The 26381-nt window shown below is 69.8% G+C and carries 31 protein-coding genes; 17 read left to right on the top strand and 14 right to left on the bottom strand.

Going from position 1 to position 26381, the window contains the following annotated elements; genetic code table 11:
- Positions 1–6: 6 nt before the first annotated feature.
- Positions 7–450 carry a hypothetical protein gene (locus BM145_RS05020; protein ID WP_093332095.1) on the bottom strand — a complete coding sequence of 148 codons (444 nt, stop codon included), beginning with the start codon at positions 448–450 and terminating at the stop codon, positions 7–9.
- The gene (locus BM145_RS05025; protein ID WP_093332417.1) at positions 450–1655 is read right to left on the bottom strand and encodes a multidrug effflux MFS transporter; all 1206 of its coding nucleotides are present in this window, start codon (positions 1653–1655) and stop codon (positions 450–452) included. The genes BM145_RS05020 and BM145_RS05025 overlap by 1 nt, the downstream gene beginning before the upstream one ends.
- A gap of 409 nt (positions 1656–2064) precedes the next feature.
- Here BM145_RS05025 and BM145_RS15955 point away from each other — a divergent pair, with 409 nt between their 5' ends.
- From BM145_RS15955 to BM145_RS15965, 4 genes are all read left to right on the top strand, one after another.
- Complete coding sequence (locus BM145_RS15955; RefSeq protein ID WP_281244345.1) at positions 2065–2382, top strand: PilZ domain-containing protein; 318 nt, start codon at positions 2065–2067, stop codon at positions 2380–2382.
- 107 nt (positions 2383–2489) lie between these two features.
- The gene (locus BM145_RS15960) at positions 2490–2627 is read left to right on the top strand and encodes a hypothetical protein (RefSeq protein ID WP_177200086.1); all 138 of its coding nucleotides are present in this window, start codon (positions 2490–2492) and stop codon (positions 2625–2627) included.
- A 35-nt stretch (positions 2628–2662) separates the two neighbouring features.
- The gene (locus BM145_RS05035; protein ID WP_093332100.1) at positions 2663–2905 is read left to right on the top strand and encodes a hypothetical protein; all 243 of its coding nucleotides are present in this window, start codon (positions 2663–2665) and stop codon (positions 2903–2905) included.
- Positions 2898–3044, top strand: a complete 147-nt coding sequence (locus tag BM145_RS15965) for a hypothetical protein (protein WP_177200087.1) — start codon at positions 2898–2900, stop codon at positions 3042–3044. The genes BM145_RS05035 and BM145_RS15965 overlap by 8 nt, the downstream gene beginning before the upstream one ends.
- Here BM145_RS15965 and BM145_RS05040 read toward each other — a convergent pair.
- Complete coding sequence (locus tag BM145_RS05040; protein ID WP_093332102.1) at positions 3034–5421, bottom strand: DUF3772 domain-containing protein; 2388 nt, start codon at positions 5419–5421, stop codon at positions 3034–3036. The genes BM145_RS15965 and BM145_RS05040 overlap by 11 nt on opposite strands.
- A 178-nt stretch (positions 5422–5599) precedes the next feature.
- On the opposite strand from BM145_RS05040, the gene BM145_RS05045 reads away from it, so the two are divergent.
- Complete coding sequence (locus tag BM145_RS05045) at positions 5600–6688, top strand: AI-2E family transporter (RefSeq protein ID WP_093332104.1); 1089 nt, start codon at positions 5600–5602, stop codon at positions 6686–6688.
- A gap of 76 nt (positions 6689–6764) precedes the next feature.
- Entirely contained in the window at positions 6765–6947 is a 183-nt protein-coding gene (locus BM145_RS05050; RefSeq protein ID WP_093332106.1) for a hypothetical protein, read from the top strand.
- A 54-nt stretch (positions 6948–7001) separates the two neighbouring features.
- Here BM145_RS05050 and BM145_RS05055 read toward each other — a convergent pair whose 3' ends face one another.
- From BM145_RS05055 to BM145_RS05095, 9 genes are all read right to left on the bottom strand, one after another.
- A complete protein-coding gene (locus tag BM145_RS05055) occupies positions 7002–9032 on the bottom strand; it encodes an L-dopachrome tautomerase-related protein (RefSeq protein ID WP_245739079.1) in 2031 nt (676 codons plus the stop codon).
- Between the two features lie 60 nt (positions 9033–9092).
- Entirely contained in the window at positions 9093–9371 is a 279-nt protein-coding gene (locus BM145_RS05060) for an acylphosphatase (protein WP_093332111.1), read from the bottom strand.
- Positions 9368–9916, bottom strand: coding sequence for an AAA family ATPase (locus tag BM145_RS05065; protein WP_093332114.1), 549 nt, complete (start codon positions 9914–9916; stop codon positions 9368–9370). The genes BM145_RS05060 and BM145_RS05065 overlap by 4 nt, the downstream gene beginning before the upstream one ends.
- Position 9917: 1 nt before the next feature.
- On the bottom strand, positions 9918–10586 hold the full coding sequence (locus tag BM145_RS05070; RefSeq protein ID WP_093332117.1) for a phytanoyl-CoA dioxygenase family protein: 669 nt from the start codon (positions 10584–10586) through the stop codon (positions 9918–9920).
- A 92-nt stretch (positions 10587–10678) separates the two neighbouring features.
- Entirely contained in the window at positions 10679–11608 is a 930-nt protein-coding gene (locus BM145_RS05075; RefSeq protein WP_093332119.1) for an electron transfer flavoprotein subunit alpha/FixB family protein, read from the bottom strand.
- Positions 11605–12354, bottom strand: a complete 750-nt coding sequence (locus BM145_RS05080; RefSeq protein WP_093332122.1) for an electron transfer flavoprotein subunit beta/FixA family protein — start codon at positions 12352–12354, stop codon at positions 11605–11607. Before BM145_RS05080 ends, BM145_RS05075 begins: the two co-directional genes overlap by 4 nt.
- 179 nt (positions 12355–12533) lie before the next feature.
- Positions 12534–12788, bottom strand: a complete 255-nt coding sequence (locus tag BM145_RS05085; protein ID WP_093332124.1) for a hypothetical protein — start codon at positions 12786–12788, stop codon at positions 12534–12536.
- A 22-nt stretch (positions 12789–12810) separates the two neighbouring features.
- Positions 12811–14010 carry an ADP-forming succinate--CoA ligase subunit beta gene (sucC, locus tag BM145_RS05090; protein ID WP_093332127.1) on the bottom strand — a complete coding sequence of 400 codons (1200 nt, stop codon included), beginning with the start codon at positions 14008–14010 and terminating at the stop codon, positions 12811–12813.
- 82 nt (positions 14011–14092) lie between these two features.
- Complete coding sequence (locus tag BM145_RS05095) at positions 14093–14671, bottom strand: hypothetical protein (RefSeq protein WP_093332129.1); 579 nt, start codon at positions 14669–14671, stop codon at positions 14093–14095.
- 77 nt (positions 14672–14748) lie between these two features.
- On the opposite strand from BM145_RS05095, the gene BM145_RS05100 reads away from it, so the two are divergent.
- On the top strand, positions 14749–15798 hold the full coding sequence (locus tag BM145_RS05100; RefSeq protein WP_093332132.1) for a winged helix-turn-helix domain-containing protein: 1050 nt from the start codon (positions 14749–14751) through the stop codon (positions 15796–15798).
- A 342-nt stretch (positions 15799–16140) separates the two neighbouring features.
- Here BM145_RS05100 and BM145_RS05105 read toward each other — a convergent pair whose 3' ends face one another.
- Entirely contained in the window at positions 16141–17076 is a 936-nt protein-coding gene (locus BM145_RS05105) for a ribose-phosphate pyrophosphokinase (protein WP_093332134.1), read from the bottom strand.
- A gap of 95 nt (positions 17077–17171) precedes the next feature.
- Between BM145_RS05105 and BM145_RS05110 the strand changes: the two genes are divergently transcribed.
- From BM145_RS05110 to ribH, 7 genes are all read left to right on the top strand, one after another.
- Positions 17172–18521: a glutamate--tRNA ligase gene (locus tag BM145_RS05110; RefSeq protein ID WP_093332137.1), complete on the top strand. Its 1350-nt coding sequence runs from the start codon at positions 17172–17174 to the stop codon at positions 18519–18521.
- A 214-nt stretch (positions 18522–18735) separates the two neighbouring features.
- Positions 18736–19407: an energy transducer TonB gene (locus BM145_RS05115; RefSeq protein ID WP_093332140.1), complete on the top strand. Its 672-nt coding sequence runs from the start codon at positions 18736–18738 to the stop codon at positions 19405–19407.
- A 67-nt stretch (positions 19408–19474) separates the two neighbouring features.
- Positions 19475–19822 (top strand): hypothetical protein, encoded by a 348-nt coding sequence (locus BM145_RS05120; RefSeq protein ID WP_093332142.1) that lies wholly within the window; start codon positions 19475–19477, stop codon positions 19820–19822.
- A gap of 14 nt (positions 19823–19836) precedes the next feature.
- The gene (ribD, locus tag BM145_RS05125) at positions 19837–20862 is read left to right on the top strand and encodes a bifunctional diaminohydroxyphosphoribosylaminopyrimidine deaminase/5-amino-6-(5-phosphoribosylamino)uracil reductase RibD (protein WP_093332418.1); all 1026 of its coding nucleotides are present in this window, start codon (positions 19837–19839) and stop codon (positions 20860–20862) included.
- Entirely contained in the window at positions 20826–21428 is a 603-nt protein-coding gene (locus BM145_RS05130) for a riboflavin synthase (RefSeq protein ID WP_093332145.1), read from the top strand. The genes ribD and BM145_RS05130 overlap by 37 nt, the downstream gene beginning before the upstream one ends.
- A complete protein-coding gene (gene ribB / locus BM145_RS05135; protein WP_093332147.1) occupies positions 21418–22551 on the top strand; it encodes a 3,4-dihydroxy-2-butanone-4-phosphate synthase in 1134 nt (377 codons plus the stop codon). The genes BM145_RS05130 and ribB overlap by 11 nt, the downstream gene beginning before the upstream one ends.
- Positions 22552–22669: 118 nt before the next feature.
- Positions 22670–23086, top strand: a complete 417-nt coding sequence (gene ribH, locus BM145_RS05140) for a 6,7-dimethyl-8-ribityllumazine synthase (protein WP_093332149.1) — start codon at positions 22670–22672, stop codon at positions 23084–23086.
- Positions 23087–23190: 104 nt separating this feature from the next.
- On the opposite strand, the gene BM145_RS05145 is transcribed toward ribH, so the two are convergent.
- Positions 23191–24279 (bottom strand): alkene reductase, encoded by a 1089-nt coding sequence (locus tag BM145_RS05145; RefSeq protein WP_093332151.1) that lies wholly within the window; start codon positions 24277–24279, stop codon positions 23191–23193.
- A 68-nt stretch (positions 24280–24347) separates the two neighbouring features.
- On the opposite strand from BM145_RS05145, the gene BM145_RS05150 reads away from it, so the two are divergent.
- From BM145_RS05150 to BM145_RS05160, 3 genes are all read left to right on the top strand, one after another.
- On the top strand, positions 24348–25280 hold the full coding sequence (locus BM145_RS05150; protein ID WP_093332153.1) for a DMT family transporter: 933 nt from the start codon (positions 24348–24350) through the stop codon (positions 25278–25280).
- A gap of 10 nt (positions 25281–25290) precedes the next feature.
- The gene (locus tag BM145_RS05155) at positions 25291–25950 is read left to right on the top strand and encodes a COQ9 family protein (protein ID WP_093332155.1); all 660 of its coding nucleotides are present in this window, start codon (positions 25291–25293) and stop codon (positions 25948–25950) included.
- Between the two features lie 179 nt (positions 25951–26129).
- The gene (locus BM145_RS05160) at positions 26130–26381 is read left to right on the top strand and encodes a FeoA family protein (protein WP_093332157.1); all 252 of its coding nucleotides are present in this window, start codon (positions 26130–26132) and stop codon (positions 26379–26381) included.

Here is a 26381-nt window from a genome sequence, read left to right on the forward strand (position 1 = left end):
GCCGCGCTACTTCGCGGCGAGCGCCGCCTCGACCTCCTCCTGGGAGATGCCGAACGCGCCCGCCAATCCGGCGATCGAAGTGCCTCTCTCCGCCAGCGCGCGCAGCCGCTCGACATCCACCACCGTCGTGTAGCCGCGCGTATCGCGCTGCTCGCGCACCACGTCCTTTCGCCCCGAAGAGCGATGCCGCTTCGCCGCGGCCGCGTGCGGATCGCCCGCGGACGCCTGTTCCTCGCGCTCCCGCCGCGCCACCCGTGCCGCCTCGCGCGCCACCGCATCCTGCGCGCGGGCGGCGGCGCGCTCCTCCATCATCGCCGTGACCGCCCCGGCTCGCTCGCGCACCCGCTCCTCCCGCGCCCGCGCGCGCTCGGCCGCGCGGTCGGCGGGACTGAGGTTGCTCCGTACGCGGAACCCCGTCGCGCCCGGCACGCCCCAGCTCTTGTCGACCATCAGCCGCCCGCCCCGCCATGATGCGCGTGGAACAGCCGCCCGCCTTCGACCCAGTACACCACCCCCAGCACCGCCAGCCCGATCGCCAGGTAGCCGATCGCCAGCGGATAGGTGTTGCCGTCGTACGACTGGCCAATCAGCGAGCCGACCACCACCGCGCCGACGCTGGTGATGAACCCCTGGATCGACGAGGCGGTGCCCGCGATCGCGCCGACCGGCTCCATCGCCATCGCACCGAAATTCGATCCGCACAGCCCGATGCACGTCATGCTCAGCGCCTGGAAGACCATGTAGGTGGCGAGCGTCTCGGCCCCGCTCGCGATCACGCCGATATGAACGACCGACAGGCCGATCAGCGCCAGCACCGCCCCCTGCGAGATCAGCCGGGTGCCCAGCCGCTCGACCAGCCGGCTGTTGGCGAACGACGCGCACGCCATCGCGAAGGCGCACACCGCGAACAGGATGGTGAACCGATCGCCCATGCCGAACTCGTCGACGAAGATCTGCTGCGCGGACGAGACGAAGGCGATGATCCCGCCGAAGGTCATCGACGCCGCCACCGCATAGCCGGCGGAGAAGCGGTTGGTGAGCGTCAGCCGGTACGCCTGCCCCAGTGCGGCGAGCGACAGGGGCGAGCGCCGCTCCGCGGGCAGCGTCTCGGCCAGCCGCCCGGCCGACCAGGCGAGCACCAGTGCCGCGAACCCAGCCAGCGCGTAGAAGATGAACCGCCACGGTCCGACGGCGAGCAGCAGCTGACCCAGGCTCGGCGCCAGGATCGGCACCATGAAGAAGATCATCTGCGCCACCGACAGCGTGCGCGCCATCTGCCGCCCGGAAAAGCGGTCGCGCACGATCGCCACCGCCAGCACGCGCGTCGACGCCGACATCAACCCCTGCAGCACGCGCGCGCCGAGCAGCCCCGCGAAGCTCTGCGACCCGGCCGCGAACACGCTGGCCGCGACGAAGCCCGCCAGCGTCGCCAACAGGATCGGCCGTCGCCCGAACCGGTCGGCGAGCGGGCCATAGACCAGCTGCCCCGCACCGAAGCCGAGCATATAGGCGGTGATGATCCACTGGCGGTGGTTGGCCGTGGCGATGCCCAGCTGATCGCCGATATCGGCCAGGGCCGGCAGCATCAGGTCGACGCCCAGCGCATTGACCGCCATCAGCGCGGCGACGAACGCGACGAACTCGCCCGGGCGCATGCCCGGCGGCGCCGGCCGCGCCGATGTGTCAGGAGGATTGCCGTTCATCGCGCCCGCTTAGGGGCGAAAGCCGGGCAGGCCAATGCCGGTCGCGTTCCGACATGACCACGGCTTCCACCGAAATCGTAACGAACATCCGCTGCTACCGTAACCCCGGCCTTGTGCGATACCTTTGCGCACCCCCGCCACGGCACGTCTTGTTTGACGAGTCGGACTTGCTCCGGGTTTCACCACGGTGAAATCAAGAGATTGTTCGTTTGCGGCCCGGTGGATGCCGAAACAAGCTGCGCGACGGACTTGGCGGCAGCCACGTCGAACGAAGATGATGTTTATTTGGTTAGGTAACTTATGTTGTCGAAACTGGCACCAGATCGAGGCATTATCCCCTCGAATCAAGGTCAAGTCTTCAATGCCGCGCCTCTCGTCTCCAACCACCCTGCCCAGCGCTGCCGATCGCAAGGCGCTGCGGCGTCCTGTGGCGATCGGCCTAGTGGTGAGCAGCTCCGCACTCGGCCACCTGACCGCGCGCGCGCTCGACCTGTCGCTCGGCGGCTGCCGCATCGTGCTGCAATGCCGGATGACCCGCGGCCAGTTCGTGATGCTGACCTTTCCCGGCTTCTCGCCGATCGGAGGACGCGTCGCCTGGTCGGACGGGGTGTCGTCCGGCATCACCTTCGACCGTCCCCTGGCGGTCAGCGTCCTCCACCACCTTCTCGCCCAGCCGTGATCCCTTTCCTGGCTCTCGCCCCGGAAGAACGATCTCCTACCGGGACAGGATCTCGCGCGACCGTCGATCGGGTGTAAAGGTGACGTCGTACCGACCCGAGGAACCGCATGTCCCCACCCGACCACCGCAACGCCGGCCGCGCATGGTGGTGGCACCTGGCGGTCGCCGCGCTGGTCGCGCCCTTCTACCTCGGCCTCTACGTCATCACCGCGATCGGCGCCGCGTTCGATCGACCTGGGCGGTAGACACGCCCCGCCCCGCCGGCCTACGCCCCTCACGCATGAGCAGCGACATCGCCCGCCTCGCCACCCTGCGCACCACCCTGGCGGAGATGGAGCGACCCGGGCTCGGCTTCGCCAACGACCAGGCGATCGCCGGCACCCGCTCCGCCATCCGGATGATCGAGCAGGCGTGGCCGGACGAGCGGCTCCAGGCCGCGCACGCTGCCGCGATCGGGCAGGGCGAAATGGCCGAGCGCGACGCGCTGCTGGCCGAGATCGAACATCGGGGCCTGCATGGCTGATCCCGATCCCGATTCTGGCCCCGATCCCGACCGGTCAGACCAGCGACTCGCCCGCCGCGTGATCCGGGTCGGCTTCGCATGCCTCGCCCTGGCGGTGCTCGGCATGCTCGCGCTCGGCATCGCGCTCCTCAGGTCGTAGCGGGACGCTCCTCCGCGGGCGCGGCGGGGCGCGCGTCGATTAGCTCCAGTTTCTGCGGCACGGTGCCGATCTCGATCCCGTGGTCGCGCAGCCGGGTCAGCAGCATCATCAGCACGCTGCTGCGCGCCGGATACACCGCCCGCGGGCCGGACACGTGCGCGAAGCTGTTGAACAGGATGCGCCCGTCGACGATCGAATCGACGAACGCCACCGGTGCTGGATCGGCCAGCACCTCCTCCTCGGCGGCATAGGCGTCGAGCAGGATCTGCCGCACCGTGCCCGCGTCGGCAGTGATCGGCACGGAGAATTGCACCTGAATGCGCCCCATCGGGTTCGCCAGCGTCTTGTTGAGCACCGACTTGGTGATGAGCTCCGAATTGGGCACGATCAGCGTCGAATGGTCGGCCAGCTCGATCTCGGTCGATCGCACGCTGATCCGCTTCACGTCGCCTTCGTCCAGCCCGACGCGGATCAGGTCGCCGATCTTGATCGGCCGCTCGGCCAGCAGGATCAGGCCGGAGACGAAGTTCGACGTGATCGCCTGCAGGCCGAAACCGATGCCCACCGACAACGCCGACAGCAGCAGCGCGATCCGCTCCACCCCGACGCCCAGCGACGCGAGCGACCAGATCACCGCCAGCGCGATCCCCAGGTAACGCGCGACCAAGCTGACCGAGTTGCGCCCCGACCCGTCCAGGTCGGTCACCGGCAGGTATTTGTTCTCCAGCCAGCCCATGAAGCCGCGCACCAGCGCCAGGCCGATGAACAGCACGGCCAGCCCGCGCAGGATGGTGCCGGGTGACACCGCGACGCCGCCGACCTGCACGCCCTGCGCCAGCGCGCCGAGCCGCCCGAACAGCGTCACCAGCCCGCCGCCCGCGCCGAACGGCGACACCAGCAGGCCGAGCGCCACCACCAGCAGCACCCCCCGCCCGACGCCGGACAGCAGCAGCCCGATCTGGTCGACGCTGCTCCCTCTCAACCCGACGCCGCGGGTCAGCATCTGCCCGAAGCGGCCGTCGCGCCGGAACACCGTGGTCAGCACGTCGTCCAGCGCACCCGCCAGGATGTAGGTCGCCGATCCCAGCAGCGTCGCCCAGGCGACGAACTGCACGATGGCGTAGCTGAGGCCGATATAACCCAGCAGCAGCGACACCACCGCGACCACCACCGCGATCCAGGCGATCAGCTCGACCAGCCCCAGCCCTGCCCGCGTCGACAGGTCGCCCGCCGCGCCCTCCGCCGCCCGCTCGCCGCGGATGCGCGCCAGGGCGAGCAGGAACGCCGCAATCAGCATCAGGTGGAGCAGCGCCAGTACCGCCTGCGTCGCCACGTCGGCGGCGCTGCTCGCCCCCACCGCCGTGTTGAAGCCGTTGATGAGGATCGCGCCGAAGGCGAGCGCCGCGAGCAGCCAGGACAGCGGCCGCAGCCGCGCCGCGGTGGCATCGTCGATCGGCGCCATCCGCCACGACGGCTGCGTCCGCATCAGCAGCGCCCCCGTGGTCGCCGCGGCGAACCCGGCAAAGGCCGACGCGCCGACCAGCGCGTCGAGCAGGTCGCTCCACCGTTCCGGCAGCAACCCCGCCCAGCGCAGCCCCTGGACCAGCGCGGCCGCGGCGAGCAGCGGCGACAGCGTTCCCGTCGCGATCCGCCACACCGCGAAGCCGGATCGCCGCACGCGGTGGCCGGGCGCCCCCTCGATCAGGTATCGCTGGCCCAGCCGGCGCAGCAGCACGCGCGCGGGGAACAGGAGCACCAGCGCCAGCCCCGCACCCAGCACCGCCTGCCACGGCAGGCCGCCGCGCCGTTGCTCCTCGATCTGCGTCGTCCCCTGCATCAGGAACAGCTCGATGCGGCGCAGATCACGCGGCATCGCGCCCAGCAGCGCGCGCCAGAAGGCGGGGGCCAGCGGCGACGGCACCTTGGTCGACACCGCCTGCGCGAACTGCTCCGCTTCGCCCCGGTCCAGCTCGGCGACCAGCTGGTCCGCCTCCACCTTGGCGAGCCCGCCACGGCGGATCGCGGCGTCGATGGCGCTGTGCTCGCGCGACAGCTGCGCGCGCTGCTGCACGATCTCCGGCGCCTCGTTCGGCGCCTTGGCGCCGAGCGCCGCGACGCGCGCGTCGACCAGCGCCAGCTGCGCGGTCAGCTGCGCGGCGGCGGCGATCGTCGCCTGCTGTGCGGCCACCACCTGGGCGCGCAGCGATCGCCGCGCGTCGTCGTCGACGCGACCGTCCAGCGCGCGGTCGGCGGCGCGGATGTCGCGCTCCGCCTGCGCGAGTTGCGCCGAGGCGCTCGGCACCGGCGCCTGCTGCGCGACGGCGGCGGTGGCCAGCAGCAGGGGCAGGAGGAACAGCAGACGGATGATGACGATCATGGCAGGGAAAACCGGCGAGGGACGGAAACGATCACGGCGCCCACCGCGCTTGCCACACGCGCCACCCGCCGTCATGGCCCGGAACGATCGTGCGCGTCTCCCCTGATCCTTCCGGGGAACGCCGCGTTATCCACCACGTCCGCGGATTGCCGCGGGGCTGTACCGGAAAGTTGACACGATGATCGATCGCGCACGCGTCGAGAATGGCGGCCTGATCCTGTTCCTCTTCCTGGCGACGCTCGGCCTGCTCGCCATCGTGTTCAGTTTCGCCGGCGCCCTGCTATGGGCGGCGCTCGCCGCGCTGTTGTTCCAGCCGCTCTTCCAGCGGCTGCTGGCGCGCTGGCCGGGGCGGCGCACGGTCGCAGCGGCCGTGACCCTCCTCATCATCACCGTCGCGGTGGTGATCCCCGCGCTGGTGATCGGCAGCCTGGTCGTCGAGCAGGCGGCGGGCGTGTACAACCAGATGCGGTCGGGGCGGATCAACTTCGCGTCCTACTTCACCCAGGTGCACGACGCGTTGCCGGTACGCATCCAGGACATGATCGACCATGCCGGCTTCGGCAGTTTCGAACGGGCGCAGGCGCGCATCACGCAGGCGCTGGGCAGTTCGGCGAGCATGCTGGCGCAGCGTGCCTTCTCGATCGGTGCCAACGCGGCGGCGTTCCTCCTCGCCTTCGGCGTCGGCCTCTACGTCACCTTCTTCCTGCTGCGCGACGGCGACCGCATCGGCCCGGCGATCGTCCGCGCCCTGCCGCTGGAACCCGGCGTCGCCGCGCGCCTGGCGGAGAAGTTCGTCGCGGTGGTGCGCGCCACCATCAAGGGCTCGGGCGTCGTTGCGCTGGTCCAGGGCGCGCTGGGTGCGATCACCTTCTGGATCGTCGGGCTGCCCGCGGCGCTGCTCTGGGGCCTGTTGATGGCGATCGCGGCGCTGCTGCCGGCGATCGGCCCGGCGATCATCTGGGCGCCGGTCGCGATCTACCTGCTGGCGACGGGGGCGATCGGCCCGGCGGTGGTGGTGATCGTCTCGGGCGTGCTGGTGATCGGCATGGCCGACAACGTCCTCCGGCCGATCCTAGTCGGCCGCGACACCGGCATCCCCGACTGGCTGGTGCTGGTGACGACGCTGGGCGGCATCGACCTGCTGGGATTGAGTGGAATCGTCGTCGGGCCGCTGGCCGGCGCCTTGTTCATCACCGGGTGGCAGATCCTGACCGAGCAGCGTGACGTCACGGCTCGACTGGTCGATCAACCCCCTCATTCGGGTTGAATTCATCCGGCGGTCAGGCTCGTGTCAGGAACAAGTGGCTTAAGTGACGAATCGTCACCAAGCCGACGGACCCGTCATGCCGGTCACCGACCCCGATCAAAATCCCTGTTCACGACGCTGGCTGATCGCCGCGCTCAGGGCGCTCGACAAGGAAGGCGACTTGGTCGCCGCCGCCTACGTGTCGATGGCGATCGACGTGGTCAACAAGCGGATCAATTGCCGCTCGTCGTCGGCGTCGACGCTTAACATCGTCGATTGATGGCAGACGCGGCGTAGCAGGCCTTCCGGTCGAAGCTGGAAGGCCGCGCGCCGATCACTTCACCGGGGGAAACGAGAACAGCTGCGTCCTGATCGACGGCGGCGCCCCCGGCGTGAACCAGTTGGTGTCCTGGATATGGCTGGCGGTGACGTACATCGTCCCGTCCTTCGCTTCGGAGAAGGTGTCCGGCCAGCGCAGCCGCCGGTCGGTCAGCACCGTCTCCACGGTCGCGCCGTTCAGCCGCTTGATCGAATAATCGGTGGGCGAGGTCAGGTAGAGCACGCCGGCCCTGCTCATCCACAAACCGTCGGCGACGTGGGTCTGCGTCACCGTCCGCACCGCCGCGGCGCGATCCGCCTCGCTCACCTCAGGCCGCAGCTTGGCGGTGTCGATCGAGTAGAGCGTCTTGCCCGTCAGCGCCTGGTAATAGAGCGTCTTGCCGTCGTTCGAGATCGCGATCCCGTCCGCGGCGAAGGCGGGCTGGCGGCCGTCGGGGCGAACCAGCGGCTTGCCGTCGAGCGTCACCTGCACCGTCTTGTCGATCTGGGTCGAGGCATGGCCGTCCAGCGCGCGGAACCCGCGGCCGCTCTCCAGGTCGACCACGATGATCGCGCCGCGCGTACCCGAGTCGGTGATGTAACCGGTCTTGCCGTCGGGCGAGAAGCGGATGTCGTTCAGGTACGTCCCCTGCAGCGCGACGTCGCCCGGCACCGCGATCACCTTGGTCACGCGATTGCTGGCCAGGTCGATGCGGACCAGCTTGGGCGCGCCCTCCAAGATCTTCTCGTTGCCCGGCGCGCCGGGGTCGAGCACCCACAGATTGCCGTGGCCGTCCGGCACGATCGATTGCACGCAGACGAAATACTCGCCCACCGGCAGCTCGTTGGCGCGCGCGTTGCGCCAGCTGTTCCACTTGGCGTCCGGGTAGGGCGTCAGGCTACCGTCCCTGCTCACCTCGGCGACGGAGATCGGTGCGTCGTCGGTCCAGCGCGGGAAGTTGACGAAGCGGCGGCCGTCCTCCGTCACCGCCACGCCCGTCGCCTGATGGTCGAACTGCGCGACCTGTGTCAGCTGGCTGCTGCGTCCCGGTCCTCCTTGGGCCTGCGCGACGCCGACCGCGGCGACGGCGATCAGCCCAGCGGCGGCGATGCCGGCGAGAAGGGGGGTGGCTTTCTTCATGAACAGGCTCCGGTCATGGTGGTCGGACAGGGTGGCGGGATCGCCGGTGAACAGGGTCAGCAGGTGGCGCACCACCGCGTCGGAATTCTCGCGCTGCGGGAAATGGCCGACGCCGCTCAGGTGGATCATCGCGAACGGGCCGGTGAACTTGCCCGGCACCTGCGCGGCGGCGGAGGGCAGGTTGACCCCGTCGGCGTCGCCCTGGACGTACATCATCGGCAGCGACAGCGTTTGCGTCGCCTTCACATTCTCCTCCAGCCAGCGGCTGCGCGGGTCGGACTCCGCCTCGTCCCAGCGCGCACGGTAGCTGTGCAGCGTCACATCCACCCAGTCGGGGTTCTCGAACGACCGCGCCACGCGTGCGAAGGTCTGCTCGTCGAACCAACCCGGCGGCGACCAATTGGTCCAGTGGAGGTGCGCGAACCCCTTCCGGTCGTCACGCACCGCCTGCGCGCCGCGCGCGGTCGCCATGAACCAGTGATACCATTGCCGCTGAGCCTGCTCGAACGGCGGCGTCGGCATGCCGCCGAGCCGTGGCGGCGTCGACAGCATCGCCATCCGCTCCACCCGCTCGGGCCAGCCGACCGCCAGCGCCTCGGCCGCGTTCGAGCCCCAGTCATGGCCCGCCACCATGAAGCGATCGATGCCGAGCGCGTCCATCAGCGCGATCGCGTCCAGCGCCAGCACCGCGCTGTTGCCGGTGCGCGGCTCCTCCGCCGAGACGAAGCGGGTATTCCCGAATCCACGCAACGTCGGCACGATCACGCGAAAGCCCGCATCCGCCAACACGGGCGCCACCTCGTCCCAGGTCGAGGCGTCGTCGGGCCAGCCGTGCAGCAGCAGCACGGCCTGCCCGACCGGCGGGCCGAACTCGGCATAGTCGATCAGCAGATGGTCGGTGGTCATTATCGGCATGCAACCCGAACACGCACGGGTACGCTGCCGTTCCAACAGCTTAGCGGGGCATTACCGCGTCGGCCGCTTCTCGAAGCCGCGAAGCGGCTCCACCGACGTTTCCTCCGACACCGCTACGTCGGCGACGCGCGCGGCGGGCGATCCCTCCGCCGCCTTGGCGATCATCGCCTCGACCATCTCGGCCGCTCCCTCGACCACCGCCTCGACCGATCCGTCGGCGCGGTTGCGGACCCAGCCGTCGAGGCCGAGCGAACGTGCCTCGCCGACGAACCAGTCGCGGTAGAAGACGTTCTGGACACGGCCGGTCACGACCAGACGGCGACGGATCATGCGGGTTCCTTCAGATGGCGGATGACGAAGGCGACCCGCTCCGCCACCGGCACGCGAGGCAATTCGACGAGCTCATACCCGCAGGCCGCATAGGTTTCGCGCATGATCGCTTCCGTCCGCTCGGCCAGCGTCGGCGGCTGGCGACGCTCGGCGTCGTGGCGGTAGATGTCGGCCCAGAACGGCGCCAGGAACACGCGCCGGTTGTAGCGATACGCCTCCGCCGCCGCCGCCATGTCGCGAGGAACGGTGAGGCCGGACACGCGCAGGAAGCCGATCACGTCGGGCACGCCCCGGTCGAGCACCACCGCGGCGCCGCGCGCGAGCGCGCCGACATGCGCCGCGATCTCGCCCTCGATCATCAGCCTGGCGAAGGCGCGCTCGTCACCCCAGGGCAACGCGTCGCCCCCGACGGCGATCTGCTCGCGGATGATGCGCCGCCCCACCTCCGGGCTCGTCGCCACCCCCGCCGCGGTGAGCGCGTCGATCAGCGTGGTTTTGCCCGATCCCGGACCACCGGTGACGATGTGGAGGCGATCAGCCGGCATGTCAGATACCGTACCAAACAAGTGGATCTGGAAGCTGTGTCGCGGAAAAATCCACCTGGAGGACGCGGCGATGGGCATGGCCGGATGCTGCTGCGGACGCGTGCAGGATCGGTGTGGCATAACACCAGATGTCCCCGCGAACCGCGCAGCACATCGCCACGCCGCATCGCGCAACCGTGGCATCCACATCCGCTTCAGCGATGCGTCCCAGCCGGTGCGATCCCCGTGCGACAAGCAGCGGAGCATTGTCAGGCGGCACGTCGTCCAAATGGATACGCAACGTCACCATCCCTTCGATCAGCGCGAAGGGCGGTTCCACGTGGGGGATGCCCGCCTTTACCGACCAAGGCGAGAAGCCGTCGATCTCGTGACGAGCCTGAACAGCGATCGTGCGGTCCTGATGCCAGCCGAGCGCCCAATTCGTTGTTGGCGACTTATCAAATAGGATGGCCCGCACCGGCCTTGCCGAGCTGCCTAAGTGGGCGGCAGCGACACTACCGATCGCCGTGTCGTGCTTCAGCAGGGCGGCCAAGCCGGTGATACCGGCTAACCTGATACCTGCCCGGTCTCGCGAACAAGTGGTGAGTACCTGCTCCAGCTTACCCAGCAACGATGCCGCGCGACGATGATGAAGCGCCGCGCCATCTTGATCGTAATTCAGCGTTGGCATCCGCGTGCTGTGACGAAGGCCGGCCTCGCGGATGGAGCGTCGCTGCTCTTGCTCCACCGGCGTGCAGCCTGCGCTGCACGCCTTCCGCGGGCTTACAGCTTCTCCGTCAGTTCCGGCACGACCTTGAACAGATCGCCCACCAGCCCGAGGTCGGCGACCTGGAAGATCGGCGCGTCCTCGTCCTTGTTGATCGCGATGATCGTCTTGGAGTCCTTCATGCCGGCGAGATGCTGGATGGCGCCGGAGATGCCCACCGCGACGTAGATTTCCGGCGCGACGATCTTGCCCGTCTGCCCGACCTGATAATCGTTGGGCGCGTACCCTGCGTCCACCGCCGCGCGGCTGGCACCGACGCCTGCGCCGAGCTTATCGGCGAGCGGATCGATCAACGCGTGGAACTGCTCCGACGAGCCGAGCGCGCGACCGCCGGAGACGATGATCTTGGCGCTGGTCAGCTCGGGACGCGCGTTGGCCGCGATCTCGGAGCCGGCAAAGGTCGACAAACCCTTGTCGCCAGTGGAATCTACCGCCTCGACCGTGCCGCTTCCACCCTCGGCCGCCGCCTTGTCGAAGGCGGTGCCGCGCACGGTGATGACCAGCTTCTTGTCCGACGTCTGCACCGTCGCGATCGCGTTGCCGGCGTAGATCGGCCGGGTGAAGCTGTCCGGCCCCTCGACCGACAGGATGTCGCTGATCTGCATCACGTCGAGCAGCGCGGCGACGCGCGGCGCGATGTTCTTGCCCGTCGTCGTCGCAGGCGCGACGAACGCGTCGTGGTGCCCCATCAGCTCGACGACGAGCGGCGCGACGTTCTCGGCCAGCGCGTGCGCGTAAGCCGCGTCGTCGGCGACGTGGACCTTGCCCACGCCCGCGATCTTCGCCGCCGCCTCGGCGACGCCGCCGACACCCTCGCCCGCGACCAGCAGGTGGACCTCGCCCAGCTTCGCCGCGGCGGTCACCGCGGACAGCGTGGCGTCCTTCACGCTCGAGCCGTCATGCTCGACCCAGACCAGCGTCTTCACTTGGCGATCCCCATGGCTGACAGCTTCATGACCAGTTCGTCGACGTCGGCGACCTTGATGCCGGCCGAGCGCTTGCCCGGCTCGACCACCTTCAGCGTCGTGTGACGCGGGCTGACGTCGACGCCGAAGTCGGCCGCGGTCTTGGTCGCCATCGGCTTCGACTTGGCCTTCATGATGTTGGGCAGCGACGCATAGCGCGGCTCGTTGAGCCGCAGGTCGGTCGTCACGATCGCCGGCAGCTTCAGCGCGTCCGTCTCCAGCCCGCCGTCGACCTCGCGCGTGATCGTCGCAGTACCATCCGCGATCTCGACCTTGGACGCGAACGTCCCCTGCCCCCAGCCGAGCAGCCCGGCGAGCATCTGGCCCGTCTGGTTGTTGTCGTCGTCGATCGCCTGCTTGCCGAGGATCACGACGTCGGGCTTCTCCTCCTCGACGATCTTGGCGAGCAGCTTGGCGACGCCCAGCGGTTCCACCTTGGTCTCGGAGGTGACGAGGATGCCGCGATCGGCGCCCATCGCCAGCGCGGTGCGGATCGTCTCGGCCGCCTTGGGCTCGCCAATCGACACCACGACGATCTCGGTCACGCCGGCGCGCTCCTTCAAGCGGATCGCCTCCTCGACCGCGATCTCGTCGAACGGGTTCATCGACATCTTGACGTTGGCCAGGTCGACGCCCGACCCGTCCGCCTTCACTCTAGGCTTCACGTTGTAGTCAAGCACGCGCTTGACGGGGACCAGCACCTTCATCGGGGCTCCTCTCGAAATGTCGGACGGCCGTTTATGCCCGCCGTGTAAGCCGTCTCACGACCTTTTCGCAAGTGCGGTATGGTCGCGCGCCGGTGCCGTAGCGGCAATGTCATCGCCATAACGAAGAAGGGCCCGGACGTTTCCGTCCGAGCCCTTTCTTGCAACAACTCAACCCCGCATCAGATCCGCGACGAACCATCGGTCAATTCCAGGCGCCGCTCGATCCGGTCGAGACGATCGCTCATGTGATCGATCGCCACCTGCTGCTGCGCATCGGCGGCGGAGAAGTGCGCGAGGTGCTGTACGATCGCCGACTGGCCGCCTTCCAGATTGGCGAGGCGGCCGGTGTGCTCGTTCAACTTCCGCTCGATGCGATCGAGCGTCGCCTGAAAGCGCTTCAAATGCTCCAGCATCAGGTTCTCGACCTCGGCCATGCCTCGCCCTCCGTCGCGGATGTTACGCCGCCTTCTGCACCTCCGCCACGATCTTCTTGGCCGCGTCGCCCAAGTCGTTGGCCGGCACGATGGCGAGGCCGGAGTTGGCGAGGATTTCCTTGCCCTTCTCCACGTTCGTCCCCTCCAGGCGCACCACCAGCGGCACCGACAGGTTCACCTCGCGCGCCGCCGCGACGATGCCGTCGGCGATGATGTCGCAGCGCATGATGCCGCCGAAGATGTTGACCAGAATGCCCTTCACCGCCGGATCGGACAGGATGATCTTGAACGCCGCCGTCACCTTCTCCTTGTTGGCGCCGCCGCCGACGTCGAGGAAGTTGGCCGGGAACATGCCGTTCAGCTTGATGATGTCCATCGTCGCCATGGCGAGGCCGGCGCCGTTGACCATGCAGCCGATGTCGCCGTCGAGCTTGATGTAGGCGAGGTCGTACTTCGACGCCTCCAGCTCCATCGCGTCCTCCTCGGTCTCGTCGCGGAGCGCCGCGAGGTCCTTGTGGCGGAACATGGCGTTGCCGTCGAAGCCGACCTTGGCGTCGAGCACCATCAGCTTGCCGTCATCGGTGACGGCGAGCGGGTTGATCTCGATCTGCTCGGCATCGGTGCCCAGGAACGCGTCGTACAGCTTCGACGCGACGTTGGCGGCCTGCTTGGCGAGATCGCCCGACAGCTCCAGCGCGGCGGCGACGGCGCGGCCGTGGTGGGCCTGGAAGCCGGTGGCGGGATCAATGTCGATCGAGTGGATCTTCTCCGGCGTGTCGTGCGCCACCGTCTCGATGTCCATGCCACCCTCGGTCGAGGCGACCATCGAGATGCGGCCGGTCGCGCGGTTGACGAGCAGCGCCAGGTAGAACTCCTTGGCGATGTCGACGCCGTCGGTCACGTACAGGCGGTTGACCTGCTTGCCCGCGTCGCCCGTCTGGATCGTCACCAGCGTGTTGCCGAGCATGTCGGTCGCCGCCGCGCGGACCTCGTCGGCGGTCTTGGCGAGGCGCACACCGCCCTTGGCGTCCGGCCCCAGTTCCTTGAACTTGCCCTTGCCGCGCCCGCCCGCGTGGATCTGCGCCTTCACGACGTAGAGCGGCCCGGGCAGCTTGCCCGCCGCCTCGACGGCTTCCTCGACCGACAGCGCGGCGAAGCCGGCGGGAACGGGCACGCCGAACTTGGCCAGCAATTCCTTGGCCTGATATTCGTGGATGTTCATGGGGAGCACCTTTTCCGCGAGAGGTTTGCGGCCGCGTAAAGCACAGGGGGCTCCCCGAATCCAGTGCGGCCGGGCCACGGCCTCAGTTCCGCTTCTCGCCCGACGGTTGCGCGAGCGGTGCGGCTCGGCGGAAGAGAATGGCTGCGAAGGCGAAGGCCGCGGCCGGCACGATGTGGAAGGCGATGGTGCCGGGCGCGTAACCGGGTGCCGCGGCCGCGGTCGCGAACACCGCTGCGACAAGCATGGCGACCGCCGCCACGCCCGCGCCACGTTCCAGGGCGACCGCACGAAAACGTCCGATCGCCGCGATCAGCAACGCGACCATGACGATGGCGTAGTAGGCGATATTGGCGGGATCGTCCTCCGCGCCGATGATGCCGACGGCGGCGTTGATCCAGATCAGCGCGAAGCAGGTCAGGGCGAGGATCACGGCACCCTGGCGCTGGGCACGCGAGACCTGCGGGCGGAACGCGAACTCGATGGTGAGGCCGACCGCGCCGATCAGCACCGCCGCGAACGCGAAGTCGGCGGGGGTCCACGCGACCTCGCGGGTGACTTGCATCGCGGCGAGCGGCAACAGGACAAGAAGGCCCGCGATCGACCAGCCGGTCACCCGCCACCAGTTGATCGCCGTCCGTGCCGCGAGCGCTTTCCTGTTCATCGATTTACCTCCATGTCTGAAGTGCTGGAGCGTGCCGGTACGGGCGGTGAAAGCCATGACGGGCGGGTGAGATCGAGATGAAGAACGCATCGGAGGTGTGGCTTTTCGGCGATTTCGCGCTCGCGGCCGACCAGCGCGTGCTGCGTCGCGGCGGCGTGCCGGTGGCGCTCGGTGCCCGCTGCCTCGACGTGCTGATCCTGCTGGTCGCGGAGGCCGGCCGACTGGTCACCAAGGATCGTTTCCTGGCGGAGGTGTGGCGGGGCACGCCGGTGACGGACGAGGCGCTGACGCAGGCCATCAAGACGCTGCGACGCGAATTGGGCGACGATGCCGGCATGCCTCGCTTCATCGAGACGGTGCCGCGCCACGGTTATCGCTTCACCGCGTCGGTGCGGCGCGAACGATCGGCCGTATCGGCCCCGACCGGCGCGCCCTCCTCGTGGCGACGGGTACTGGCGGAGGGCGGCGCGGGCACGCTCGGCGCCACCGTCGCGGGCGTGGTCGGCGGGATCGTGTTCGGCGCGGTCGGGGCATCGCAGAACCCCGGGGGATCGGCGGGCGCGTCGATCTTCCTGGTGCTCTGTTGGCTGACGATCGTCACCGCCATGGTGGGCGGGGCCGGCGTCAGCATCGGCATCGCGACCGCCGGACTGGCCCGGTCACCGGTGTGGCGCGTCGCGGGCGGGGCGATTGGGGGACTGGTGGTGGGGGCCGTGGTCAAGGTCGTCGGCCTCGACGCCTTTCACCTGCTGCTCGGCCGATCGCCCGGCGGCATTGCGGGAGGTGGCGAGGGGCTGCTGCTGGGGATGGGCGTCGGTCTGGGTAGCTGGGGAGCCGCGGCGCGGACGGGGGCGATGTCGTGGCAGCTCGGCCGCGTCGCGCTGTGCGGTGCGGCAGGCGGGATCGCGGTCGCAGCCATTGGCGGCCGCCTGATGGCCGGCAGCCTCGGGGCACTGGCGCAGGCGTTTCCGGCATCGCGTCTCGGCATCACACCGTTCGCGGCGCTCTCGATCGGAGGCGAGGGATGGGTCGCCGGCCTGGCCGTGGCCGGGCTGGAGGGGGCGCTGTTCGCGACCGGCATCGTCGGCGCGCTGATCCTCCATGCCTGCCGCACGGGCCAGACATAGCGGCGCAGCGGGCATATCATCGCGCCCTGGTAGTGGCCGCTGTCCTACAACGCCCCACCCGACTATAATGGTCGACCGGATCGACTCCGCTCTTTCTCATCGCCGCATGAATGGAAACGATCGGGCGTTCGCGTTTCCGTCTGGGGGTCAATCGAGTCAAGCGAATGGTCGTTGCGCTGCGTGCCAAACGAACATCACCGAACGATCAGCCGATCAGCCGTGCGAGGAGACGCCGGCGGCAAAGCCGCCGTCGAACGGGCTCGCTCTGCGACCCGCCGGCCGGGCCGGGCGCTGCGCCGATGGCGCACCGGCACGGGCGTGGCCGCGCCTGCGCTCCGGCGATCAGTCGAACAGCGAGCTGACGCTGGTCTCGTCGGCGATGCGCTTGATCGCCTCGCCCAGCAGCGGCGCGATCGGCAGGTGGCGGATCTTGCTCGTGGTACCGATCGCCTCGTGGTTGCCGATCGAATCGGTGATGACCAGCTCGCGCAGCGCCGACCCGTCGACCCGCGCCACCGCGCCGCCCGACAGCACGCCGTGGGTGACGTAGGCGACGACGTCCTCCGCCCCCGCCTCGCGCAGCGCGGCGGCCGCGTTGCACAGCGTGCCCGCCGAATCGACGATATCGTCGATCAGCACGCAGAAGCGGCCTTCCACGTCGCCGATGATGTTCATCACCTCCGACTCGCCCGCCCGCTCGCGCCGCTTGTCGACGATCGCCAGCGGCGCGTTGTCGAGCCGCTTGGACAGCGCCCGCGCGCGCACCACGCCGCCGACGTCGGGCGACACCACCGTCAGGTTGCGCGCCTTGAAGCGCGCGCGGATGTCCGCCGACATCACCGGCGCGGCGTAGAGATTGTCGGTGGGGATGTCGAAGAAGCCCTGGATCTGCCCGGCGTGCAGGTCCACCGACAGCACCCGGTCGGCGCCCGCCACGGTGATGAGGTTGGCGACCAGCTTGGCCGAGATCGGCGTGCGCGGCCCCGGCTTCCGGTCCTGCCGGGCGTACCCCATGTACGGCACCACCGCGGTGATCCGCTTCGCCGACGCGCGCTTCAGCGCGTCGATGATGATGAGCAGTTCCATCAGATTGTCGTTGGCCGGAAAGCCCGTGGACTGGAGCACGAACACGTCCTCGCCGCGCACGTTCTCCATGATCTCGACGAAGATCTCCTCGTCGGCGAAGCGGCGGACCAGCGCGTCGGTCAGCGGCAGCTCGCAATAAGCGGCGATCGCGCGGGCGAGCGGCAGGTTCGAGTTGCCGGTGATGAGCTTCATGGTGGACACTCCCCTTTGCCGGGCGCCTTAATCGCCGCGCCTGGGAAGCGGAAGAGGGTTGGCCGTCCCTTCGCGCCTCGCCTAGGGACGACGGCATGACCCCTCCTCCCGCGACCGTCACCCGTTTCGCCCCCTCGCCCACCGGCAATCTCCACGTCGGCAACATCCGCACCGCGCTCCACAACAGCCTGTGGGCGGAGAAGCACGGCGGCCGCTTCCTGCTGCGCATCGACGACACCGACGCCGCCCGCAGCGAGGAGCGGTTCGTCGACGCGATCCGCGCCGATCTCGCCTGGCTCGGCCTGTCGCCGGACGCGGAGGTGCGCCAGTCCGAACGGTTCGCGCTCTATCAGGCCCGCTTCGACGCGCTGGTCGCCACGGGGCGCATCTACCCGGCCTATGAGAGCGCGCAGGAGCTCGACCTCAAGCGCAAGATCCAGCTCGGCCGCGGCCTGCCCCCCGTCTACGACCGCGCCGCGCTCGCCCTGTCGGACGCGGATCGCGCGCGGCTGGCGGCGGACGGCGTCGCCCCGCACTGGCGCTTCCGCCTCGACCATGCGTCGCCGATCGAGTGGGACGACCGCGTCCGCGGGCCCCAGCGGTTCGACCCGGCGACGATGAGCGACCCCGTCGTCCGCCGCGCCGACGGCTCGTGGCTCTACATGCTCCCGTCCGCGATCGACGACGTGGAGATGGGGGTGACGGACGTGGTGCGCGGCGAGGACCATGTGTCCAATACCGCACTCCAGCTTCAGATGTTCGAGGCGATGGGCGCCGCCCCGCCGCGCTTCGCCCACGCCGCGCTGCTGACGGGGGCGGAGGGCAAGCTGTCGAAACGGCTCGGCTCGCTCGGCGTCGATCATTTCCGCGAACAAGGGATCGAGCCGCAGGCCGTCGTCGCCCTGCTCGCGCGGCTGGGCACCAGCGACCCGGTCGAACCCTTCGCGACGCGCGCGCCGCTGGTCGAGGGGTTCGACTTCGCCCGCTTCGGCCGCGCCCCCGCCCGCTTCGACGAGGGCGAGCTGGCACAGTTGTCGGCGCGGATCGTCCACCAGCTGCCCTTCGACCGGGTCGCCGACCGCCTGCCCGCGGGCATGGGCGCCGCCGAGTGGGACGCCGTCCGCCCCAACCTCACCCGCGTCGCCGAGGCAGCCGACTGGTGGCAGGTGATCGAGGGCCCGATCGAGGCCCCCGCCGCCGCCGACGACCGCGACTTCCTGATCCAGGCCGCCGACGAGGCCGGGAGAATCAACTGGATCGCCGACCCCTGGCACGTCCTCACCGGCGCCCTGAAACAGGCGACCGGGCGCAAGGGCAAGCCGCTGTTCCTGCCGCTGCGCCGAGCCCTTACCGGCCTCGACCACGGCCCCGACATGGCGCAGCTCCTGCCGCTGATCGGGCGCGAGCGCGCCGTCGCCCGCCTGCGCCGCGCTGCGGAAGCGTAGCAAGACCGGTTCACGCGGAGACGCGGAGAAGAACAACCGCCAGTCTGCGATCACATCCTTCAAAGATGACAAGTCGGGGGAGAGCCCCGTTCTGCCGTCAGGCGACCAACCGTGCCGCACGAAAGACGACTTGCACCCTAAATGCAATGTTGTAACATCAACAATGCGACCGGCCGACTCGCACCTAGCTCAGGAGACGCGAAGGAGAAGACGGATGTACGCGGATCGTTTCACCGGCCGGTCCCGGTTCCATCCCGCCGGCCTCGTCGCCGCGATCGGGATCAACGCGGCGGTCGTCGCGGCGCTGATGCTCGCCGCGCCGCACATGGGCATCGGCGACCCGCCCGAAGGCTCGATCGAGATCTACCAGGTTCCGCCCGACCGGCCCCCGCCCGAACCGCAGCCGCTCCCCAAGAAGGCGCAATCCACCGCCCCCGCGGCCGAGCGGATCGAGACGGTGACGCCGCTCGTCGACACCCTCCCCAGCACGGACCGCCCGGTTGGGCTCGACCCGCTGCCCTTCCCCACCCTCGACCTCGGCGGCGGCAGCGCCGCAGGCACCGGCACCGCTCCGGCCGACCCACCCGCCCCCGCGCCGGTCATCGTCGGCCCCAGCGTCGACCCGCGCTACGCCGGCGACCTCCAGCCCTCCTACCCGCCCAGCGAGCAGCGACTCGGCCGTGACGGGCGCGTCACGGTGCGCGTCCTGGTCGGCTCCGACGGCCGCGTCCGTCAGGTCGAGCGGGTGTCGGCGACCAGCGACGCCTTCTTCGCCGTCACGCAGGCGCAGGCGCTCCGCCGCTGGCGCTTCCGGCCCGGCACCCGCGACGGCGTCGCGCAGGAGGCCTGGCGGACGATAACGGTGACGTTCACGCTGGAGGACTGACGACTAGGCGGGAATGACGGACGGGCGGGGCTGGCGACGGCCGCCCCGCGCGCCTATCTTGGCCACCATGCGTTTCTTCTCCCGCATGTCGCCGGTGCGCGCCTACAAGGACCTGCGCCTGTTCCTCGCCACGCGCGAGAAATACGAGTTCGGCTTCCTCACCGCGGCGATGGCGATCACCGGCTTCGTGATCTACGCCTTCTACAAGGACTCGACCGTCGCCGTGCCGTACAAACGCGACATCATCTATGTCGAGCAGTGGACCGCCGACCGCACCGACGCGCAGATCCGCGCGCAGCAGGCGATCGACGGCCCGATCAAGGCCAAGGCACTCGCCGAGCAGAAGGCCAAGCAGGAGCGTCGGCAAGCCGAGTTCAAGCAACTCGACGATCAGCTGACCAAGTGGGGCTTCTGACCGACGACCGGCTGATGCGCGCGGCGCTCGCCCTTGCCGGGCGGACGCGCGGGCGGACGACCCCCAATCCCAATGTCGGCTGCGTGATCGTGCGGGGTGGCCGGATCGTGGGCCGCGGTTGGACTCAGCCGGGCGGGCGACCCCATGCCGAGGCGATGGCGCTCGCCCAGGCCGGGGCGGAGTCGCGCGGCGCGACTTGTGTCGTCACGCTCGAACCCTGCGCTCACGCATCGCCGCGCGGCCCGGCATGCAGCGATCTGCTGGTCGCCGCGGGGGTCGCGCGCGTCGTGATCGCGCTTCAGGACCCCGATCCGCGCACCGCCAGCCGCGGCATCGCCCGCCTGCGCGCCGCCGGGATCGCGGTGACCGTCGGTGTCGAGGCGGCCGCCGCGACGGCGTCGATGGCCGGCTTTCTCACCCGTCGCGCCCATCGCCGTCCCTTCGTGACGCTGAAGCTCGCCACCTCGCTGGACGGCTGCATCGCCCGTGCGGACGGTGAGAGCCGCTGGATCACCGGTCCCGCGGCCCGCGCCCACGCGCATGGGGAACGTGCCCGGCACGAGGCGATCTTGGTCGGACGGGGCACGTGGGAAACCGACGCGCCGAGCCTCGACGTACGGCTGCCGGGACTGGAGGGTCGCTCGCCGACGCGGGTGGTGCTCTCCGGTCGCCCCCACACTTCCGGTGCCGAAGCGTCTCCCTCCCTCTCGGCGCAGCCGGGTGCGATGGGCGATCCCATCTGGATCAACTCCCCCACCGCCATCGCCACCCTTCCCGCCGACCATTTATTGGTCGAAGGCGGTGCCGCCACCGCCGCCGCCTTTCTGCGCGCCGAACTGGTCGACCGCCTGCTCCTCTACCGCGCGCCGATCCTGATCGGCGGCGGCCTGCCCGCGCTCGGCGACGTCGGTCTCGGCCGCCTCGCCGACGCGCACGGCCGCTGGCGGCTCGCCGACGCCCGCCAGCTTGGCAGCGACCGGCTGGAGGTTTACGAGCGCCAGCCATGTTCACCGGCATCATCACCGACATCGGCACCGTAGAGCGCGTCGAGCAGCGCGGCGACGCGCGCGTCACGATCGCCACCGCCTTCGACGTCGCAACCGTCGACCTCGGCGCCTCGATCGCCTGCTCGGGCGTCTGCCTCACCGTGGTCGACAAGGCGCCCGGCCGCTTCACGGTCGATGTGTCGGCGGAGACGATCAGCCGCACCGCCGATCAGTGGCGGGATGGCGCCCGACTGAACCTGGAACGCGCGATGAAGCTCGGTGAGGAGCTAGGCGGCCACATCGTCACCGGTCACGTCGACGGCGTCGGCACGATCGTGTCGGTGACGCCCGAGGGCGACTCGCGCCGCGTCGCGATCCGCATGCCCGCCGATCTCGCGCCGTACCTCGCACCCAAAGGATCGGTGACGATCGACGGCGTGTCGCTGACCGTCAACACGGTGGACGACGATACCGACGGCACCGTGATCGGCCTCAACATCATCCCCCACACCGCCGGCGCGACCACGCTCGGCGGGCTCGCCGCCGGCGCGGCGGTGAACGTCGAGATCGACGTGCTCGCGCGCTATCTGCGGCGCATGGAGACCTATCGTGGCCAGTAACCCCGCGCTCGCCCGGCTCAAGCACGGCTTCCTCTCCGCGCCCGAGGAGATCATCGACGAGGCGCGCAACGGGCGCATGTTCATCCTGGTCGACGACGAGGACCGGGAGAATGAGGGCGACCTCGTCATCCCCGCGCAGATGGCGACGCCCGACGCGATCAACTTCATGGCCCGCCACGGCCGCGGCCTAATCTGCCTGGCGATGGAGAAGGCGCGCGTCGACGAGCTCGGCCTCGACCTGATGAGCCGCCACAACGGTACCCGGCACGAGACCGCCTTCACCGTCTCGATCGAGGCGCGCGAGGGCGTCACCACCGGCATCTCCGCCGCCGACCGCGCGCGCACCGTCGCCGTCGCGATCGACGCCGGCAAGGGCGCGAGCGAGATCGTCACCCCCGGCCACGTCTTCCCGCTGGTCGCGCGCGACGGCGGCGTGCTCGTGCGCGCCGGCCATACCGAGGCGGCGGTGGACGTGTCGCGGCTCGCCGGGCTCAACCCCTCCGGCGTGATCTGCGAGATCATGAACGAGGACGGCACCATGGCGCGGATGGACGACCTCGTCGCCTTTGCGCAACTCCACGGCCTCAAGATCGGCACGATCCGCGACCTGATCGCCTATCGCCGCCGCCACGATCACCTGGTCGAGCTCGTCTCCGAGGCGCGCTTCGCCAGCCGCTGGGGCGGCGAGTGGACCGCGCGCGCCTATCGCAACAAGGCGACCGGCTCCGAACAGATGGCGCTGGTCAAGGGGCAGATCGACCCGGCCAGGCCGGCGCTCGTCCGCATGCATGCGCTGTCCGCGCTGCCCGACATCTTCGGCGAGGCGTCGACGCGCGGCAGCCTGCTCGCCCGCTCGATGGAGATCATCGCCGAGGAGGGCGCGGGCGTCATCGTCGTCATCAACCGCCCGCGGGCCGACGCCTTCACCACCGCGGTACGGCTGGCCGCCGGCGAGCAGGTCGAGCTGCCGATGGAGGAACTGCGCGACTACGGCGTCGGCGCGATGATCCTCGCCGAACTCGGCGTCCACGACATGATCCTGCTCACCAACACCCACCACACGCTGGTCGGCCTCGACGGCTACGGCTTGTCCATCGTCGGCGAGCGGACAATCGCAGAATAGCTCGTTTCCGTCATGCCGGGCAGGTCCCGGCATCCGGGGCCGCGAACGTGGCGCTGCTTGACCCCGGACCCCGGGACGGGGCCGGGGTGACGTCTATCCAACCCTGCCGGAGAGAGACATGGCCAATATCCTGATCGTCGAGGCGCGCTTCTACGACCACCTCAATGACCTGCTGCTGCAGGGCGCCCGCGCCGCGATCGAGGCGGCGGGGCACACCCACGAGACCGTCACCGTTCCAGGCGCCCTCGAGATCCCCGGTGCGGTGGCGCTGGCGGCCGAGCGCTACGACGCCTTTGTCGGCTTGGGCGTCGTGATCCGCGGCGAAACCTATCATTTCGAGATCGTCGCCGGCGAGAGTGCGCGCGGGCTGATGGCGCTGTCGATGGACGGCCTCGCCATCGGCAACGGCATCCTGACGGTTGAGAACGAGGCCCAGGCCCTCACCCGCGCCCGCCCGACGGAGAAGGACAAGGGCGGCGAGGCGGCCAAGGCCGCGCTCGCCATGCTCGACCTGCGCGAGCGTCTGGGCGGCTGACCCTCGCATGTCCGTCATGCCGGGCTCGTCCCGGCATCCAGGGTCACCGACGAGGCGCTGCTTGGCCCTAGACCCCGGGACTAGCCCGGGGTGACGGAGGGGGCTTACGCCGCTACCTGCTCCAGCGCCGGATAATCGACATATCCCTCCGGCCCCTGGCTGTACCAAGTCCGCATGTCGTCCTTGTTGAGCGGCGCGCCGCGTTCCAGCCGCGCCGGCAGATCGGGGTTGGCCAGGAACGTCCGCCCGAAGCTGATCGCGTCGGCCACACCCTTGTCCAGTTCCGCCTGCGCCTCCTCCGCGGTGAAGTAATCGGAATTGAGCACCAGCGGCGGCGTGAACACCTCGCGGATCTGCGGGCTGAGCTTGGGCACGTCGGTCTTGCCGAAGGTGCCGTCCGGGCCCGGCTCCCGCAATTCAAGGAACGCGACACCGATGTCGGACAGCGCCTTCGCGGCCGGCACGAACACCGACGCGGGATCGCTGTCGTCCACTCCCTGGCTATCGCCGTTGGGCGACAACCGCACCGACGTCCGATCCGCCCCCGCGATCGAGGCGACCCGCTCCGCCACCTCGCGCAACAGGCGGATGCGATTCTCGGGCGATCCGCCGTAGCGGTCATCGCGGAAATTGGCGTTGTCGCGCAGGAATTGGTCGATCAGATAGCCGTTCGCCGCGTGCACCTGCACCCCGTCGAACCCGGCGGCGAGCGCGTTGCGTGTCGCCCGCTCGTAATCGTCGAGCAGCGCCGGGATCTCGTCGGTGGTCAGCGGTCGCGCCACTTCGAAATCCTTCTTGCCGTCATAGGTATGCGCCTGGCCCTTGGTGGCCGTCGCCGAGGACGACACCGGCTGCGCCTCGTACACGCTGGAATGACCCTGCCGGCCCATGTGCCACAACTGCGCGACGATGCGCCCACCGGCGTCGTGCACCGCCTTCGTCACCGGCGCCCACGCCTCGACCTGCTCGTCCGACCACAGGCCGGGCGCATAGGGCCAGCCGAGCCCGCCGCGGCTGATCCCCGTCGCCTCGGAGATGATGAGACCGGCGCTCGCGCGCTGCGCGTAATATTCCGCCATGATCGGCTGCGGCACCGCCTGCCGGTCGGCGCGACCGCGGGTCAGCGGCGCCATCAGCACGCGGTTGGGCGCGCGGATCGCGCCAAGGTCGATGGGGTCGAAGAGGCTGGGCATCGTGGCTCCTGTCGGATGGTACGGCAGCACTGAACTGTCGGAAGCGCAGATAGGTGCTAGGGGGCCGCATGCAGCCCGCCGCGTCCCCAAGAAAAACTCCGTCGCCGCCAAGCGAGCGCACCGGCGTCGCCTTCGCCGCGCTGATCGTCGCCAACGTCGCGCTGGCGTTCGGGCCGCTGTTCGTGCGTCTCGCCGATACCGGTCCGGTCGCCGCGGGCTTCTGGCGGATCACCCTCGCCGCGCCGATGCTGTGCGCGCTGGCGCTCGCCGCGGGCGCGCGGCCGGCGCGGCTGTCGACGGGATTGTGGGCGACGCTGGCGTTCGCCGGCATCGCCTTCGCCGTCGATCTCGGCAGCTGGCATCTCGGCATCCTGCGCACGACACTCGCCAACGCGACGCTGTTCGGCAATTGCGCGACGCTGATCTTCCCGATCTACGGCTTTCTCGTCGCGCGCGCCTGGCCGACGCGGACGCAAGGCGGCGCGCTGCTGCTGGCGGCGCTCGGCGCGGGGCTGCTGATGGGCCGATCGTACCAGCTCGATCCCCGCCATCTCGTCGGCGACCTGCTCTGCCTCGCCGCGGGCATCCTCTACACCGTCTACTTCATCGCCATGGCGCGCGCCCGCGCCGTCATGGCGCCGCTGTCGTCGCTGGCACTGTCGAGCGTCGCCAGCATTCTGCCGCTGCTCGCCTTCGCCTGGATGCTGGGCGAGCGGATCGTGCCGACCAACTGGACGCCGCTGATCGGCGTCGCGCTCGTCGCACAGGTGCTGGGGCAGGGCTGCATGATCTACGCGCTGGGGAAGTTGACGCCGCTGGTGATCGGCATCGCGCTACTGATCCAGCCGGTGGTGGCAGGCGCGATCGGCTGGATCATGTACGACGAGCGGCTGGGCGCGCCCGACCTGGTCGGCGTCGCCATGGTGGCGGTCGCGCTCGTCCTCGTCCGCCGCAATCCCACCGTTGCGCCGGCCGCCCCGCGGCCTCATCTGGACACGTGAGGAGCCTGTCATGACCGACCCCGCCGACCTGACCCTGGACGAGGTGCGCGAGACGCTCGCCCCGATCATCGCCGCCAACGCCGCCTTCGACGGCTGGAGCGACGAAGCGCTCGACCTGGCGGCGGAGGGCGCCGGCATCGACCGCGACGTCGCCCGCCTCGCCTTCGACGGCGGCGCGGTGGCGATGATCGACGCCTGGTTCGCGCACATCGACACCCGGATGGTCGAGGCGATCCCCGCCGACCGCCTGTCGGCGATGAAGATCCGGGAGCGTATCTCGGCGCTCGTCCAGGCCCGGCTCGACGCGATGCTCCCCGACCGCGAGGCGCTGCGCCGCGCCCGCGCGATCCTCGCTTTGCCGCAGAATCTGGGGCTCGCCGCCAAGCTCGGCTGGCGCAGCGTCGACCGCATCTGGCGCCGCGCCGGCGACACCGCCGTCGACTATAACCACTATACCAAGCGCGCCATGCTGCTCGCCGTCTACACCGCCACTGCGACCGTCTTCCTCGATGACGAGAGCGAGGGGCTGGCCGACACCCGTGGCTTCCTGTCGCGCCGCATCGACGGCATCATGCGTTTCGAGAAGGCCAAGGCCGGGTTCCTCAAGCGTACCGAACACCGGCCCAGCCTCTCCCGCTTCGTCGGCCGCCTCCGCTACCCGGCGGTATGATCGATACAAGATGTGCCCGTCATGCCGGGCTCGTCCCGGCATCCAGATTTACGGAAGATATCGCTGCTTGGCTCTGGATGCCGGGACAAGCCCGGCATGACGGGGTGATGGTAATTTCCTGTGATTGCACCCTGCCGCCCATAATTGATAATCAGTCGCAGCACCGCTATATGCCCGCCATGGCGACGATCATCGACAATCTCGCGACCTTCCCGCGCCAGACCCGCGCCACCGTGGCGACGATCGACTGGGCACGCCTCGCGGTGCCCGAGGCGCGTCGCCTGCGCGAACTCGGCTTCGACGAGGGTGCCGACGTGGAGGTGCTGCACCGCGCTCGCTTCGGCACCGGCCCGGTCGCCTGCCGTATCGGTCGCATGACGGTGGCACTGCGGCGCACCGTCGCCGCCGCGATCTCCGTTTCCAAGCGCTGA

Source organism: Sphingomonas rubra (assembly GCF_900115745.1).
GTDB classification, from domain to species: domain Bacteria; phylum Pseudomonadota; class Alphaproteobacteria; order Sphingomonadales; family Sphingomonadaceae; genus Sphingomonas; species Sphingomonas rubra.